Origin of the sequence: Demequina globuliformis (assembly GCF_000975155.1) — a bacterium.
In the GTDB taxonomy this organism is placed as follows: Bacteria; Actinomycetota; Actinomycetes; order Actinomycetales; family Demequinaceae; genus Demequina; species Demequina globuliformis.
Genome location: NZ_BBRG01000001.1, coordinates 48,150 through 61,757 on the forward strand (window position 1 = coordinate 48,150; position 13,608 = coordinate 61,757).

Here is a 13,608-nt window from a genome sequence, read left to right on the forward strand (position 1 = left end):
CTACTCGCCCGTCGCGTCACGGTCACAGCGCAGGTGGATCCGTCCGGTGGTCCTGACACTAGCGATCGCAGTGGTGACGCTCTATGTCTATCAACTCGCCCTCGCACAGGGTTACTTGCCCGCATGGGCAAACATCGGTACCCAGATCGCCCTCGCCTCGCAACCCTCGGCTCCGGAAGTCGCCTATCCCGTGTACGGCTCGTCGGAACTCGTGACGTACATCGCTGCCCATACGGTCGCCCAGTCAGCACGCATCGATGTCACGCACTGGGCCCGCACACACAGCACCGAACACGTGGGTGACGCTGTCCTCGAGGCCTTCACTCAGAACCCGTACGCCTACGTCGACGGCTACCGCGTCTCCGATGACGGCACCAGCGTGGTCCTTGAGCCAACGTATGTGTACTCCGCGGATGAGGCCGAACACCGCCGCGCGGTCACGAGCCAAGCTGTGACGACCGGCCTCACCGCCTCTGGGGCCGACGTCGCCACGACCGATTCCGAGCGTGTCACGCGGATCCACGACTACATCGCAACGATCGCAGACTACGACTACGCAGCGTATGAACTCATCAATAACGGTGTGCTCGACGACCCTCGTGTCCAGCAATCGCAGGAGGCCTACGGCATCTTCTCGGCGGCTACGGCGGTGTGCAACGGCTATGCCCAAGCGTTCCTCGCGATGGCTAAGGCAGCCGGCGTTGACGTAGTACAGGTGACGGGCACCGTTTCGAGCGGCATGACAGTCGGCAATCACGCATGGAACAAGGTGCGCATAGACGGACAGTGGGTCGTTGTCGATGTCACCTGGGACGACCCTGACGTTGGCCTCGCCCCAGGACGGGAGTACCTCATGCTCCCACCGGGCGATGCCGCGCTCGTCACCCGGGTTGAAGACAGCAACTGGGTCGTGGACACGGCCCTGCTGAGTTACGCCTAGCGGTCAGCGTCGACGCTGTCGTCGTGGTCCCGTCGTGGCAGTCGCGGCGGCTTGGGTCCCGCCACCAGGAGGCACACGGCCGCGAGCGCGAGCCACGCCCAGCCCACCGCGACAACCGGATCAATGCCCTTGGGGTTCCCCGCCGCCGCAAGGACAGCGACACCCTGAGCCCACACACCCAGCGGAACGAGTAGCCCCGCGCACGCCGCGGCGGCCGCCGCGAGGCGCCAATCCCGCCGGCGCATCGGCCCCATCAACGGTTCCTTCGCCGCCATGCGGCGAGCAAATCGGCTCAATACGTAGAAGGTCAAGGCGAGGGTGAGCCACAGGGCAACTGCGGTGAGCCGCGTGCCCGCGCGGTCCGCCATTGCGGACACCTGTGAATACTCGAAGGTAGCGGACGCCGTCACACCCTTGAGGTTGCCGTCCGGCAGCGAGGCAGGATTAAGCACGTCGCGGTCAACTGTGACCTGAGCAGACGCATCCGGCACCGTGAGGCCCCCGCCAAAGTAGACCACGGCGATCAACACGGCGATGCCGGCACCGATTGTGAGCCCCTTGGCGAGGTAAGCCCACCGTTCAGCCGGTGTCGTGGACTGCTCGGCGCTGCGGCTGTACTCGTCGGTCATGGCCTCCCCTTGTGCTGCCGCGGATGGTCATGCGGCCTCAGTGATCGTATCTCCCACTCCCAGGGCTTGCCGACATTGGTGGCGGTCTGCCGGCCCGCTCCACCGCTCCGCCACGCCAAGGCGCTAGCAGTCACTGGGTGCCGGGATCTGCCGCATTCTGCGCGCTGGGTGACTGCCAGGAATGCCGGTTCACGACCATGCCCGCCAGGCTCCCCTGACGTGCTTCAAGGTCCGACGTGCCTCAACGATCCGCTCGCGTGGGAATTCTTTGGCGCGAGACTCCCCCGCCTGGCTGCCCGCCGGGTATGTCAGTCGGAATCCGACGCGCGCCCGGGGTCCACGCCCCACCCACTCGTCAAGCCCTCCGGCGGCGACAGCGAAGACGACCTTTTCCAAGTCGTCAGCCGACTCTTGCCACGACTCGTCACACGCGTCGCATCCGCACACCGGGTAATGCTCGTCGAGCAGGGCGCCTACATGGAGCTCGACCCCTGGGTGATCGTTGAGCACAAAGGTCAGTGGAGCGCAGCGCGGATCCCGTGGTCGCAATCGCACGGCACGCACAGTCTCGCGTCCAGAGCCACGGATCAGGTCACGTACAACGTGCTCGCCCTCGTCCACCTCTACGTCGTACGTCGCAATGAGATTGTCAATGAGGGCGTTCGCGACCGTATGCAACGGCGCGAACCGCTCCGGGTGCGCGCATACGGAATAGGTGTCGTCTGGCGGCGACATGTCCCAGCGGTTGCCGTAGTCGATGACGGCTCCGTGCTCATCGCGGAAAATATCCTCCACAATCTCTGGCCGTCGGTACACACTCATGCGGCGATCCTGCCACGCGGCTGGCTTCACGACACCTCGGGTAGCCTCCAAGAATGAGGATGCGGCGCCGCTTTGACTCCTACCCCGTCAGGCAGTCCAAGTCGGAAGCCATGCCGTGGACGACTCCCCCGGGAGGCCCGCTCAGTCGACGCCGCTGGTGGCGTCGCAAGCCGCTTCTACAGCCCATGCCGTACCCGGGGATCGACGACGCCCCGGAGTACCCGATCGACTCCGGTGAACAATCGTGGCCGCGTGTGGGCGAGCCAGGGTTCACGGTTGCAGGCTTGTGTGATTTGGACGCCGAGTCCGTCACGCGCGTGTTCCTACCCTTTGTGCTCAACGGCGACCCGGATGCTCCCGACGTCGACGGGCGTCGCACCTGGGCTCGGATGCTCACGCCGCTCGGAATCGACGTGACCGCGGACCTCACTTTGCGGGACGAGGTCGCCGCCGGGCGAGTGCCTGAGGATGGCTTCGACGATGCAGAGGGGAACTGGTACTGGCACGAGGGCGGCGTAGAGCCTCACACGTGGGGCGTGCTGTCGCGCGCGATCACCGATGCCGGACTGACCGATCAGATCGACATCATCGGATGGACGGTCTATGCCGAGAACGTGATCTGGGGCAACGCCGGCGCGCGCACTATTCCGTCACGGGACGGCGGAGTGTGGTGGGCGGACGGGCACCACATCCGAATCCGCGGCGCCACGCTCGCGGATGTTGACCAGTTCGCGTCCTATAGCGGCACAAGGTTCCCACTTGCACTCATCGCGGCAGACGGCTCGTACTTGGTGTCCGCGCCCGGCTATTCGGATTCGCTGTATGTCTCAGGGCCGATGCGCCTCGCGGAGTCCCTGCGCGAGCACGGGTTGGAGTGCGCACCGGTGGACCCGACATCGGACGCGTTGCTGCCTTCGAGTCACGACTAGCCCAGGCAGCAACGACGCCCGCCGGCTGCTCACAGGTACGGGGTCCCCACCAGGCGAACCCGATTCGCACCCGCGCCCTCGAGCGCGAGTAAGAACAGGGGCAAAGGAGCGTTCAGGCACGCCCGGGGTTACACCTGCGTGGCGAAAGCCGCCGAGCGCAATTGCAGTTCAGCGATCTGGACCTGGCGTGCTTCCTCGACGTCGAAGCCCTCGTACCAAGTCTTGGGTGGCCGGCGAGCATTCGCCGAACATTGGAAGTCTTCACAGATCAGCGAGCTCAGCGTGTCGCCGTTCTTCCCGGCTTTGCCCGAGCGTTTGGCGTTGTACAGGACTACGTCGTTGGGCAGCGTGGCGTCATTGCACCACGAACACTGCGCGCGCGTGCGTGGCCTGGACCCCGGGTGGCGGAACAAGAGGCCCAGAAGGCCTCCCTCGAGGGTGGGGATCACGGCGTAGGACCTGCGCCCCAGCTTGGGGTCACGCCAACCGAGGAGGTCGAGGCGGTCCCACTCGATCGCCTCAAAGTCGGCGGGAAGCGTGAGATCCGCGACTTCCTTGCGGGACGCGTTGATGAACGAAGCTCGGACAGTTGTGTCGGTCAGGGGAATCATAGGTATCGCTTTCTGCGACGCCCGGGCACGCGCCAAGCGGCCCTGGGCGGAGTTTTCGAGGTCGACGCTGTGGGCTGCTCCTCGCGGAGCAGCCCGGGGCGGGATCACCTGGTGCCGGCGCAGTGCGCGCCGACTACCTCCTGAAAACTCATACTTTGAGTGTAAACGCGCTCGGCGTACGCGTGCGCCAGGTCTGCTGGCGATGCACACGTGTGCCGATGCGTAGACACGGGCGCCCGACCACAGGTGGCAGCGCCCGTGTCCACACGGTCAGCGAGAGTTAACGCGAGCGACGCCCGCCGCTACGACCCGCAGAGAAGTCAGCCGCAGAGCGGTTGCTGGCCTGCGTTGCGCGCCCACCCGAGCGGCTTCGGTTGCCTCCACCCTGTCCGGGCTTGGATGAACCGTGGCCGGCGTCGTTGCGGTGACCGTTTGCAGTCGCGGAGCGGCCTTCACCGTTGCCGCGCCCACCCTGGCCACGAACGCGTCCGCGGGCGCCGCCATTGCGGTCGCCGGGCTGGCCGCCACCGTTGCGGTTGCGACCACGCCCGTTGCCGCGGCCACCCCCCTGCTGCTGCTTGGGAGCCTCGGGCGACGGCTTCACGTAGGGAGCAACCTCACCGATGAGGGCAATCACCTGAGACGACGTCGCGTTGACGGCCTCAGGCGTGACGGTGATCTTTGCACGTCGAAGGAGCTGGTCCGCGTCCCGGCGCTGCTCCGGAAGGACCAGCGTCACCACGTCACCGGAGGTGCCGGCGCGAGCCGTGCGTCCGGAGCGGTGCAGGTACGCCTTGTGCTCGGCTGGCGGGTCAACGTGGATGACGAGCTCGATGCCGTCGACGTGCACGCCGCGCGCAGCCACGTCCGTGGCCACGAGCACCTTGACGTCACCGGACGCGAATGCTGCGAGGTTGCGGTCGCGGGCGTTTTGCGACAGGTTGCCGTGCAGGTCAACGGCGGGGATGCCATCGGAAGCGAGCTGCTTTGCCAGGCGCTTCGCGTGGTGCTTAGTGCGCATAAAGAGGATGCGCCGACCAGTTCCCGATGCCAGGGCGCGGACGACTTCCTTCTTGGCCTCAGCATCGGCGACACGGAACACGTGGTGTGTCATCGCCTCCACGGGGCTCTCGGCGCTGTCCACACTGTGGGTGGTGGGGTTGTCGAGGAAGCGGCGGACTAGTTTGTCGACACCGTTGTCCAAGGTCGCGGAAAACAGCAGGCGCTGCCCGGCCTTGGGCGTGGCGTTCATGATGCGGGTCACGCCGGGCAAGAAGCCCAGGTCAGCCATGTGGTCGGCCTCGTCGAGAACGGTGATCTCGATGGAGTCGAGAGAGACAATGCGCTGCTTCATCAAGTCCTCGAGCCGCCCGGGGCAGGCCACGACAATGTCGACGCCCTGCGCCATTGCGCGTTCCTGGCGAGACTGGTTGACGCCGCCAAAGATGGTCGTGGTCTTCATTCCATACGCCGCGGCAAGCGGGGCGAGGACGGCGTCGATCTGGGTGGCGAGCTCACGGGTGGGAGCAAGCACAAGCGCACGGGGCCGGCCCGGCTGAGCCTTGCCACGCTTGGCGCCCAGGCGGGCGACGATGGGCAACGAGAATGCGAGCGTCTTGCCGGATCCGGTTTTTCCGCGGCCTAGGACATCGCGTCCGGCCAGAGTGTCGGGAAGGGTGTTCTCCTGAATGGGGAACGCGGTGTTCTTGCCCTCGCGGTCGAGGACATCAGTCAAAGCGGTGGGCACGCCGAGTTCGGCGAAAGAGGTGGCCATACGAGTGGGTGAGCCTTTCGGGCTACGGGCCGATGCGCACGTGCTTGCGCGCGACAGTCTCCCTGCGTTCAGGGCACCGGCCATGGTGGCGAATCGCGAAGGTGTCCGCGTTCGTTCGCCGAAGAGAGGATTTCTACGAGCCGCGCGAGTCTAGGGACTGGCGCTGGCGAGAAGGAGAAGCAATCTGCGACGCGTGCCCGGCGCTAGCCGGACACAATCATCAATCATAGCAGGTGGGTTGCGCGCACCTGCGTGTGGAGACAAAAAGAGGCGGGCACTGCAGGAGAGACTCCCACGGTGCCCGCCTCCGTTCGGACGAGGTTCAGGACCTCACCCAGACACTTGTGCGGCAGCTTAGAACCAGTGCTTTCGCCCGCCGATGCTCCGGCCGGTGGCGCCCAGCAGCGCCAGGACGGCTCCGACGACCATCAATACGATGCCGATCGTCTGGAGGATGCCAATCGACGCCAACAGGCCGATGAGGAAAAGAATCAGACCAAGAATGATCACTGCGTTTCCAATCTGTCGCGGCTTCAGTTTTGAAGCCGTGCTGTTTCTGTCGCCATCGGTAACGCACAACGTCCCACGTATCTTCCCGATCGATCAAAAAACATTGAGAGACTCTCCGTGCGCGTATCGGCACGGCCCTCGCATTCGCACGATGTCGCCCACAGACTTCAGTGGCATCCGGGGTGTGTGTCCGCGGTTGGCCAGTAGGGATCTACCGCAACTGCGCCTCGAACTGTTCCGCAGCCGCAGCAATGATCGCCTCGCGCACCGCGAGCACCTCGTCGCCCGACAGGGTGTGGTCGGCGGCACGCAGGCGCACGTTCACGGCAACGGACTTGAGCCCTTCACCGATCTGCTCGCCTTCGTACACATCGAACACGGTGGCGTCCTCGACCACGTCTCCCCCGGCCTCCCGCACAGCAGCGACAAGGTCACCGGCAGCCACCTCACGAGAAACGACGAACGCGAAGTCCTCCTTCGCCACGACCTGCTGCGACACGGGGACGGCGCCCACGATGGTTCCCTCGCCTGCGTCGATCAGCGGGTCGAGCACAACCTCGAACGCGACGGAGCGGGCGGGCAGGCCGAGCGTCTCGCACACCTTGGGGTGCAGTTCACCCGCGTGACCCACGAACTCGCCGGTCGGCAGCCAGTACGTCGCGCCGCGGCCCGGGTGCCACGGCATGCGCGAGCCCTGGGTGACGACAATCTCCACGCCAGCGGCACGAGCGACGCGCTCCACAGCCGCGAGGGAGTCCTCCCACGACCACGCGGTGGCGTGTCCGTTCCAGCCGGCGCGCACGCGGTTGCCGGCCATAATGCCGGCCACGCGGCGCTCCTGGCCCGGCAGAGCCTCGTTGAGCGCACGAATCTCGTCGGGCGTGATGCGGCCATCAGTGTGGTCCGCGATCGCTACATCGCCAATGTTCTTGGCCTGGTACGCACGGCCCAGTTCGTAGACAGCGATGTCCTGCTCGCCGCGCCCCAGGTTGACCTTTACCGCGTCCACGAGCGACGCGAGCATCGTCGTGCGCATGAGCGGCAGCTCTGCAGACAGCGGGTTCGCGAGACGCACGACGTCGCGGCGAGGGTCCACGTCCGGGATGCCGAGTTCGTCGAGTCGCGACTCCGCGATGAAGGGGTACGTGAGGACCTCAGTTAGCCCCGACTCAGCGAGGGTGCGCGCCACGGAACGGCGCACGCGCTGGCCGTGCGTGAGGCCACGCCCGGGAGGCGCGACCGGCAGCACGGAGGGCAGGTTGTCGTAGCCACGCAGGCGAGCGACTTCCTCCACCAGATTGACCGGTTCGGTCAAGTCCGGGCGCCAGGTCGGAGGAGTAACCAGAACTCTTGATACGAGATCTGCAGAGATCCCTTCCGATGACCCAATCAGCAATCCGCCGAAAGTTTCATAGTCCAATGGGTGCAGGGCGCGATGAATCTGCTCTTCTGGAGAATCACCTATCGCGACAACTGCGCACCCTACTTCTTCGAGGGCTGCCACAACCTCCTCGGGCGAGTACTCCACACCCACAATGAGGGACGGGAACGCCACGTCCATCGCGATTGCAGCGGGAGCCACGGTGGTGTCGACGTCCGTGTAGACGTCCTCGATCTCACCGCCGCCGTGCGTCTGCATCAAACGCAACGCGCGCTCCACAGCCGCGAGCTGCACCCGGGTGTCCACGCCGCGCTCAAAACGGCGCGACGCCTCGGAGCCCAGCTTGTGCCGGCGGGCCGTGCGGGCGATGGAGATGGGGTTGAAGTGCGCGGCCTCGAGCAGAATGTCGGTCGTCACGTCGGAGACCTCGGTCTCCGCGCCACCCATGACGCCTGCCATGCCAATCGCACGCGCACCGTGTCCGCCAAGGGAGTCCGCGATGAGCAGGTCCTCGGTGTGCAGCGAGCGCGTGGCGTCGTCCAGCGTGGTCAGCTTCTCCCCAGCGTGAGCGCGACGCACCACGATGGGCTCCGTCAGCGTTCCCAGGTCGTACGCGTGCAGCGGCTGGCCGAGCTCGAGCATCACGTAGTTGGTGACGTCGACGGCCAGCGAGATGGGTCGCATGCCCGCCTGGTCCAGGCGGCGCTTCATCCACGCGGGCGAAGCGGCCGTGGGGTCAAACCCGCGCAGACGGCGCGCCACGAACCGATCGCAGCCCACGGTGCCGCGCACCGGAGCCTGGTCCTCGACGACCACAGCGAAACCGTCACCGGCCGTACCGGTGACCGGGACATCGGCCGGATCCCGGAACTCCTGCCCCGTCGCGTGGCTGTACTCACGCGCCACTCCGCGCACGGAGAAGCTGTAACCGCGGTCGGGGGTGACGTTGATCTCCAGGGTCGCCTCATCGAGGCCGAGCAGGGAGATGGCCGATGCTCCGGGCACCAGGTCCTCGTCGCTCACGAGCCCGGGGAAAGTCACCTCGGACTCCCCGGACGGGGACGCCAGCACGATGATGCCGTCGTGGTCCTCTCCCAGGGCCAGTTCCTTCGCGGAGCAGATCATGCCGTCGGACCAGTGGCCGTACGTCTTGCGCCCGCCAATGGCGAAGTTGCCTGGCAGCACGCCGCCGGGCAGGATGCACACCACGTAGTCGCCCTCGTGGAAGTTGTGCGCACCGCACACGATGCCCTTGGAGGCGGGGTACTCCTCTTTGTTGTCCGGCTTGTGACCCGGACCTGCGGGGTCGTTGTGCTCACCGACGTCCACGCGGCAGTAGTTCACCGTCTTGCCGTTGGAGGCGACCTCCTTGACGAGCGTCATGACGCGTCCGATGACGAGCGGACCGGACACGCCGCCGCCCTCGATGCCTTCTTCTTCCAGGCCAACCTTGGCGAGCGCCGCCGCGACGTCCTCGGCGGTGTGACCGTCAACGAGGGAAACGGACTCTTCGAGCCACTTGAGTGGAACCTTAGGCACTTAAATCTCCATTCCGAACTGCTGGGAGAAGCGAATATCGCCCTCAACCATGTCGCGCATGTCCTTCACGCCGTGGCGGAACATGAGCGTGCGCTCAATTCCCATGCCGAACGCGAACGCCGTGTACTCGTCGGGGTTGATGCCCGCGGCACGCAGCACATTGGGGTGGGTCATGCCGCAACCGCCCCACTCGATCCATCCGGTTCCCGAGCAGGTCCGGCACCCAGAGTCATCGCCGCCGCACACAAAGCAGCGCAGGTCCATCTCCGCGCTGGGTTCGGTGAACGGGAAGAAGCTGGGGCGCAGACGCGTCACCGCATCGGGCCCAAAGAGGCTGCGCGCGAACGCGTCGAGCGTGCCCTTGAGGTGGGCCATGGTGAGGCCCTTGTCGACCGCGAGTCCCTCGATCTGGTGGAACACCGGGGTGTGAGTGGCGTCCAGCTCATCGGTGCGGAACGTCTTGCCGGGGCACACCACATAGATGCCACGCCCATCCTCGACGAGCCCATCCCGGCGCTCGAGCGCCGCGCGGATCTGCACCGGCGAGGTGTGGGTGCGCAGCAGCAGGCCAGCCTCAGGCGGGTCGATGAAGAACGTGTCCTGCATCTCGCGCGCAGGGTGATCGGGGTCAAAGTTGAGGGCGTCGAAGTTGAACCACTCCGCCTCCATCTCGGGTCCCTCAGCGACTTCCCAGCCCATTGCGACAAACGTGTCGCACATGCGCTCCTGCATCGCCTCGAGCGGGTGGCGTGCGCCCACGACGTGCCTGTTCACAGGCAGGGTGACATCGACGGTCTCTTCCACGAGCACGCGGGCGTCGCGCTCAGCTTCGAGTTCCTCTTGGCGGGTGGCGAGCGCCGTGTTCAGGCGGCCGCGAGCGGCGCCCATGGTCTTGCCAGCGGTGGCCTTGTCTTCCGGGGCCACCTGGCCAATCTGACGGTTGGCGAGGGTCAGCGCCGCCTTGTCACCCGTGTGCGCGAGGCGCGCTTCCTTGAGGGCGTCCAGGGAGTCTGCGGCGGAAATGTCCGCCAGGGCAGCGGCTACGGCCGCATCGACGCCAGCGGCGTCCAGTGGTGAGAGCTCAGTCATCGCTGCTTTCCAAAGAGCTGGTGCGGGGTCTGCGAGGAAGTCTACCGGCGCAGGCTGGCACGCATGGTGGGGCCTGGCCACGTGGGCCCAGGGGTTCTCCCTGGGCCTAGATAAACAGCGAAGGTGCGGTGCGCGGCGGCGCCACCGACTCCCCTGCCGGCGCGGCACGACGAGCCTGGGTGGCGGTGCGCGCGCTGGAGTTCATATGTTCAGGGTACAGGGCCGATGCCGCGGCGGCTTGCGCTGTGGAGTGGCACATTTTGGCTGGTGAAGCGCCGCTAGACAGCGAAATGGAGCCATCTGGCGGGATGTGGGGCGGGCTGGCGCTTAGGCAGCGCCGATGATCGAGGGAATCAGCAGCAAGATCATGACACCGGCCGCCGTGTTGATCAGCGGCAGAGCAATCCGTAACGCACGGGGCATCGGCTCCAACTTCACCACACGCACGGACATAAAGAACAGCACGAGGCCCAGGATGAGTCCCAGCAGTCCCCCGATGAAGGCCAAAAGTAGTGGCGCGAACATCACCGCACGCTCCACCGGCGAAGCGTGAGAGCCGAACGCGAACACCTCCTCGCCCTGCCATCCCAACTTTTGGAACCCAGGCAAGATGCCCGTCGAACGCAACTCACCCACGTCTCCCCCGCGCATCGGAATCCGCCACGCACCCTTGGTGCGGGAGACAGGTTCGCCGTCGAGCAGAATCGAGTAGAAGATGCCCTGGGCGCCGCGAATCTGCACTGTGCCCTGAGCTCCGGGCAAATCCAGATCGGTGATGTCGTGACTCATGTGTACCTCGTTTCCAGGCTGAGGCTACCAAGCCTGTGTTTCCGGGCCGTGACGGTGATGGAGCCTAGAGTTCGGAGGGCGTGTCGTCATCCTGGTCTGGGCCATACACGCAGCCCTTGGCGATGCGTTTGCCTCGCACCAACCGCGAGTCTGCCCGCGTCAGCAACTCGCCCAGGTCCAACGTGGTGTCGGGACCCACGAGTGCGATTCCAGCCGTGACCCCCACATCCGACGAGCCGGGCGTCTGGCGGTGGATCTGCTCTTCGATGGCCTCGCGCAGGCGTTCAGCCAACGCGAATCCATCGTCCACATGGCGCACCACATGCAAAGTCACAAACTCGTCCCCGCCAAACCGCGCGGCGACGTCGCGGCCACGCGTCGAGGCACGCATCGCCTCGGAGGTGGCGAGCAGGGCGCTGTCTCCCGCGTCGTGACCAGCGGTGTCGTTGAGTGCCTTGAAGTTGTCAAGGTCCAGCACCGTCGCCACCACAGCGTCCCCTTGTTCTGCCGCACGGTCCAACAGGCGTGTGCCCCGCCGGAAGAACTCCGCGCGGTTGATCAGACCCGTGAGCGGGTCACGGGATGCCTCGGAGTGCACCCGCCGGAGCGGGCGGCGCACACGCCACACCAGGAGCGCAGCCAGCACCGTCACGGCGAACGAGTACAGCGCGATCCAGCCCAGCATGTTGCTGAGGCCGCCAAGCCCGGAAGACAACTGCGAGTCGTCGGCCGTCATGTGGACGTACCAGTCGACGTTGTCGGTGGAGGGGAAGGTCTGGTCGAGGATCATGACGTCGCCGTCGCTCGAAAACTCGACCGTGTCGTTGCCCTCCGGACGACCGGACGTCGCGATGCCGAGATCGTCCGCGTACGGCACGGAGTCGTTGGCGATCACGTAGTTCTCGAACTCCTCGGTTCGAGCATCGGGCACGGCGATCACCTGAGATGTCGCCGACAGCACAAAGGCTTCGGCGCCGGCACCGAGGGGGAGATCGCTGAGCACCTCACCGAGGGCGTCCAGACTGAGGTCAGCGCCCACGACGGCCACGGGATCCCCTGTGGGCCGCTCACGCGCGGCGAGCGCCACAGACACGAGGGCCGCGTCGCCTTCGAAGGCGACGTAAGGGTCGGTCCACTCAATGTGCTGCCCCTGCTCGCCGGCGATGTACCACGGGCGGGTACGCGGGTCATAGGTGCTCTCCACGACGACCGCGTCGCCTACCTGTGTGAACACGCTGTCGTAGCGCACGGACGTGACCTCACCTGGCGCGGACGTATAGCGCGCGAGATACCCACCCCCGTCCCGCTCCACCGTTCCCACGGATCCGTCGGGCCAGCCGATGTACATGGCGCGGATATCCGGCGACGCCAACATCCGTTGATACAGGGAGTTGAGAAGTTCATCGTTCGACGGGGACTCGTCTCCGCGCGTGATCTGCAGCGCGGTCGTGACCACGGCGCTTTCCGCGAACTCCGCGAACCGTCCCACACGTTCAGTGGTGAGGTCACCAACGTAGGCGTACGTATCCAGAGCAGCGTCCTGCACCTGGCGATTCGCGGCGACGGCCATGACTGCCGTCGCTGCTCCCTGAACGACCGCGATCGAGGCAATGAGGACCAAGGCGATGAGATACCCGCGTGCGCGAGTAAGTCTCCAGCGCCTACGAATACCCATTAGTCGAGGATAGTCAACCGCCCCTGGGCGAACTCGCCAGTTTCGTGTGAGATTCCTGACTCACAGCGCCGCGGCGCGCTGCGCCTGAGCAGACGCGTACAAGCACACGCTAGCGGCCGTAGAGAGATTGAGGCTCTCCGCCCGGCCATAAATGGGAATGCGGACCACGTCGTCGACGAGCGCCAACTCGTCATCGCTGAATCCCCAAGCTTCGTTGCCGAAAACCCACGCCGTTGGCGCGGACAGGACCGTGGCATCGGCCCCCTGCTCGCCTAGCGTCATCTGGCCTGAGCCGTCCGCCGCCAGCAAACGCAGCCCCGCACTCGACAACGCCCCTAGAGCGTCTTCGTAGGGCAGGGACCGCACCACGGGAAGGTGGAACAGGCTGCCGGCTGTGGCGCGAATCACCTTCGGGTTGGAGATGTCGACGCTCTGTCCGGCGAGCACGACGGCATCTGCCCCTGCGGCATCGGCCGCCCGGATGACGGTGCCGGCGTTGCCGGGGTCGCGGACGTTGCTCAGCACGGCGACGAGCGTTGGCTTGGCAGCCACCACATCGTCAAGCGACGTGCCCGCGTCATCCATGACCGCAACGACGCCCTGCGCGTCGCGGCTCATGGCCTCAATGACCTCTGGGGTGGCGAGGTGAACGTACCGCTGCGCGGCGAGCGCACGCTGGGCAATTTCGGGGTGGCGCTCGTTGACCTGTGCGGTCAGGTACAGGTCGCGCACACGCTCGGGCGCGCACGTGACGGCTTCGCGCACGGACTGCGGCCCCTCAACCAGGAGCGCACCTGCCCGTGAACGCGCAGAACGCCCCGCAAGCGCGGCGACTTTCTTCACTCGTTCGGCCTTGGTGTTGGCCATCGTGAGCGACAAGTCTGCCGGCGATGCGGGGCGTTCTGTCATGCGATTCAGCC

12 protein-coding genes are annotated in these 13,608 nt (G+C 66.0%); 2 read left to right on the forward strand and 10 right to left on the reverse strand.

Annotated elements, in window-relative coordinates; all coding sequences use genetic code 11:
* Window positions 1-46 precede the first annotated feature (46 nt).
* The gene (locus tag AOP75_RS00215) at window positions 47-940 is read left to right on the forward strand and encodes a transglutaminase domain-containing protein (RefSeq protein ID WP_062076393.1); all 894 of its coding nucleotides are present in this window, start codon (window positions 47-49) and stop codon (window positions 938-940) included.
* Here AOP75_RS00215 and AOP75_RS00220 read toward each other — a convergent pair.
* Entirely contained in the window at window positions 937-1,569 is a 633-nt protein-coding gene (locus AOP75_RS00220) for a hypothetical protein (protein WP_062076394.1), read from the reverse strand. The two genes, AOP75_RS00215 and AOP75_RS00220, sit on opposite strands and share 4 nt — an antisense overlap.
* Window positions 1,570-1,758: 189 nt before the next feature.
* Window positions 1,759-2,391, reverse strand: coding sequence for a DUF6226 family protein (locus tag AOP75_RS00225; RefSeq protein WP_062078232.1), 633 nt, complete (start codon window positions 2,389-2,391; stop codon window positions 1,759-1,761).
* A gap of 53 nt (window positions 2,392-2,444) precedes the next feature.
* Between AOP75_RS00225 and AOP75_RS00230 the strand changes: the two genes are divergently transcribed.
* Window positions 2,445-3,320 carry a hypothetical protein gene (locus AOP75_RS00230; protein ID WP_152649886.1) on the forward strand — a complete coding sequence of 292 codons (876 nt, stop codon included), beginning with the start codon at window positions 2,445-2,447 and terminating at the stop codon, window positions 3,318-3,320.
* 128 nt (window positions 3,321-3,448) lie between these two features.
* Here the strand turns inward: AOP75_RS00230 and AOP75_RS00235 are convergent, their stop codons facing one another.
* From AOP75_RS00235 to AOP75_RS00265, 8 genes are all read right to left on the reverse strand, one after another.
* Window positions 3,449-3,931, reverse strand: a complete 483-nt coding sequence (locus AOP75_RS00235; RefSeq protein ID WP_062076396.1) for an FBP domain-containing protein — start codon at window positions 3,929-3,931, stop codon at window positions 3,449-3,451.
* 280 nt (window positions 3,932-4,211) lie between these two features.
* Entirely contained in the window at window positions 4,212-5,705 is a 1,494-nt protein-coding gene (locus AOP75_RS00240; protein ID WP_062076397.1) for a DEAD/DEAH box helicase, read from the reverse strand.
* Window positions 5,706-6,059: 354 nt separating this feature from the next.
* Window positions 6,060-6,284 (reverse strand): archaeosortase/exosortase family protein, encoded by a 225-nt coding sequence (locus AOP75_RS12735; RefSeq protein ID WP_500778382.1) that lies wholly within the window; start codon window positions 6,282-6,284, stop codon window positions 6,060-6,062.
* A 142-nt stretch (window positions 6,285-6,426) separates the two neighbouring features.
* Window positions 6,427-9,135 carry a phenylalanine--tRNA ligase subunit beta gene (locus AOP75_RS00245; protein ID WP_062076398.1) on the reverse strand — a complete coding sequence of 903 codons (2,709 nt, stop codon included), beginning with the start codon at window positions 9,133-9,135 and terminating at the stop codon, window positions 6,427-6,429.
* Complete coding sequence (gene pheS / locus AOP75_RS00250; RefSeq protein ID WP_062076399.1) at window positions 9,136-10,224, reverse strand: phenylalanine--tRNA ligase subunit alpha; 1,089 nt, start codon at window positions 10,222-10,224, stop codon at window positions 9,136-9,138.
* Window positions 10,225-10,551: 327 nt separating this feature from the next.
* Complete coding sequence (locus AOP75_RS00255; RefSeq protein WP_062076400.1) at window positions 10,552-11,013, reverse strand: hypothetical protein; 462 nt, start codon at window positions 11,011-11,013, stop codon at window positions 10,552-10,554.
* 64 nt (window positions 11,014-11,077) lie between these two features.
* Window positions 11,078-12,688 (reverse strand): sensor domain-containing diguanylate cyclase, encoded by a 1,611-nt coding sequence (locus tag AOP75_RS00260; RefSeq protein WP_083966575.1) that lies wholly within the window; start codon window positions 12,686-12,688, stop codon window positions 11,078-11,080.
* A gap of 60 nt (window positions 12,689-12,748) precedes the next feature.
* Window positions 12,749-13,597, reverse strand: a complete 849-nt coding sequence (locus tag AOP75_RS00265) for a TrmH family RNA methyltransferase (RefSeq protein WP_236683041.1) — start codon at window positions 13,595-13,597, stop codon at window positions 12,749-12,751.
* Window positions 13,598-13,608: the final 11 nt, after the last annotated feature.

Coding starts and splice junctions, on each gene's coding strand:
- AOP75_RS00220 (WP_062076394.1), bottom strand. CDS start 1,569: ATGACCGACGAGTACAGCCGCAGCGCCGAGCAGTCCACGACACCGGCT.
- AOP75_RS00225 (WP_062078232.1), bottom strand. CDS start 2,391: ATGAGTGTGTACCGACGGCCAGAGATTGTGGAGGATATTTTCCGCGAT.
- AOP75_RS00230 (WP_152649886.1), top strand. CDS start 2,445: ATGAGGATGCGGCGCCGCTTTGACTCCTACCCCGTCAGGCAGTCCAAG.
- AOP75_RS00260 (WP_083966575.1), bottom strand. CDS start 12,688: ATGGGTATTCGTAGGCGCTGGAGACTTACTCGCGCACGCGGGTATCTC.
- AOP75_RS00235 (WP_062076396.1), bottom strand. CDS start 3,931: ATGATTCCCCTGACCGACACAACTGTCCGAGCTTCGTTCATCAACGCG.
- AOP75_RS00265 (WP_236683041.1), bottom strand. CDS start 13,597: ATGACAGAACGCCCCGCATCGCCGGCAGACTTGTCGCTCACGATGGCC.
- AOP75_RS00240 (WP_062076397.1), bottom strand. CDS start 5,705: ATGGCCACCTCTTTCGCCGAACTCGGCGTGCCCACCGCTTTGACTGAT.
- AOP75_RS00255 (WP_062076400.1), bottom strand. CDS start 11,013: ATGAGTCACGACATCACCGATCTGGATTTGCCCGGAGCTCAGGGCACA.
- pheS (WP_062076399.1), bottom strand. CDS start 10,224: ATGACTGAGCTCTCACCACTGGACGCCGCTGGCGTCGATGCGGCCGTA.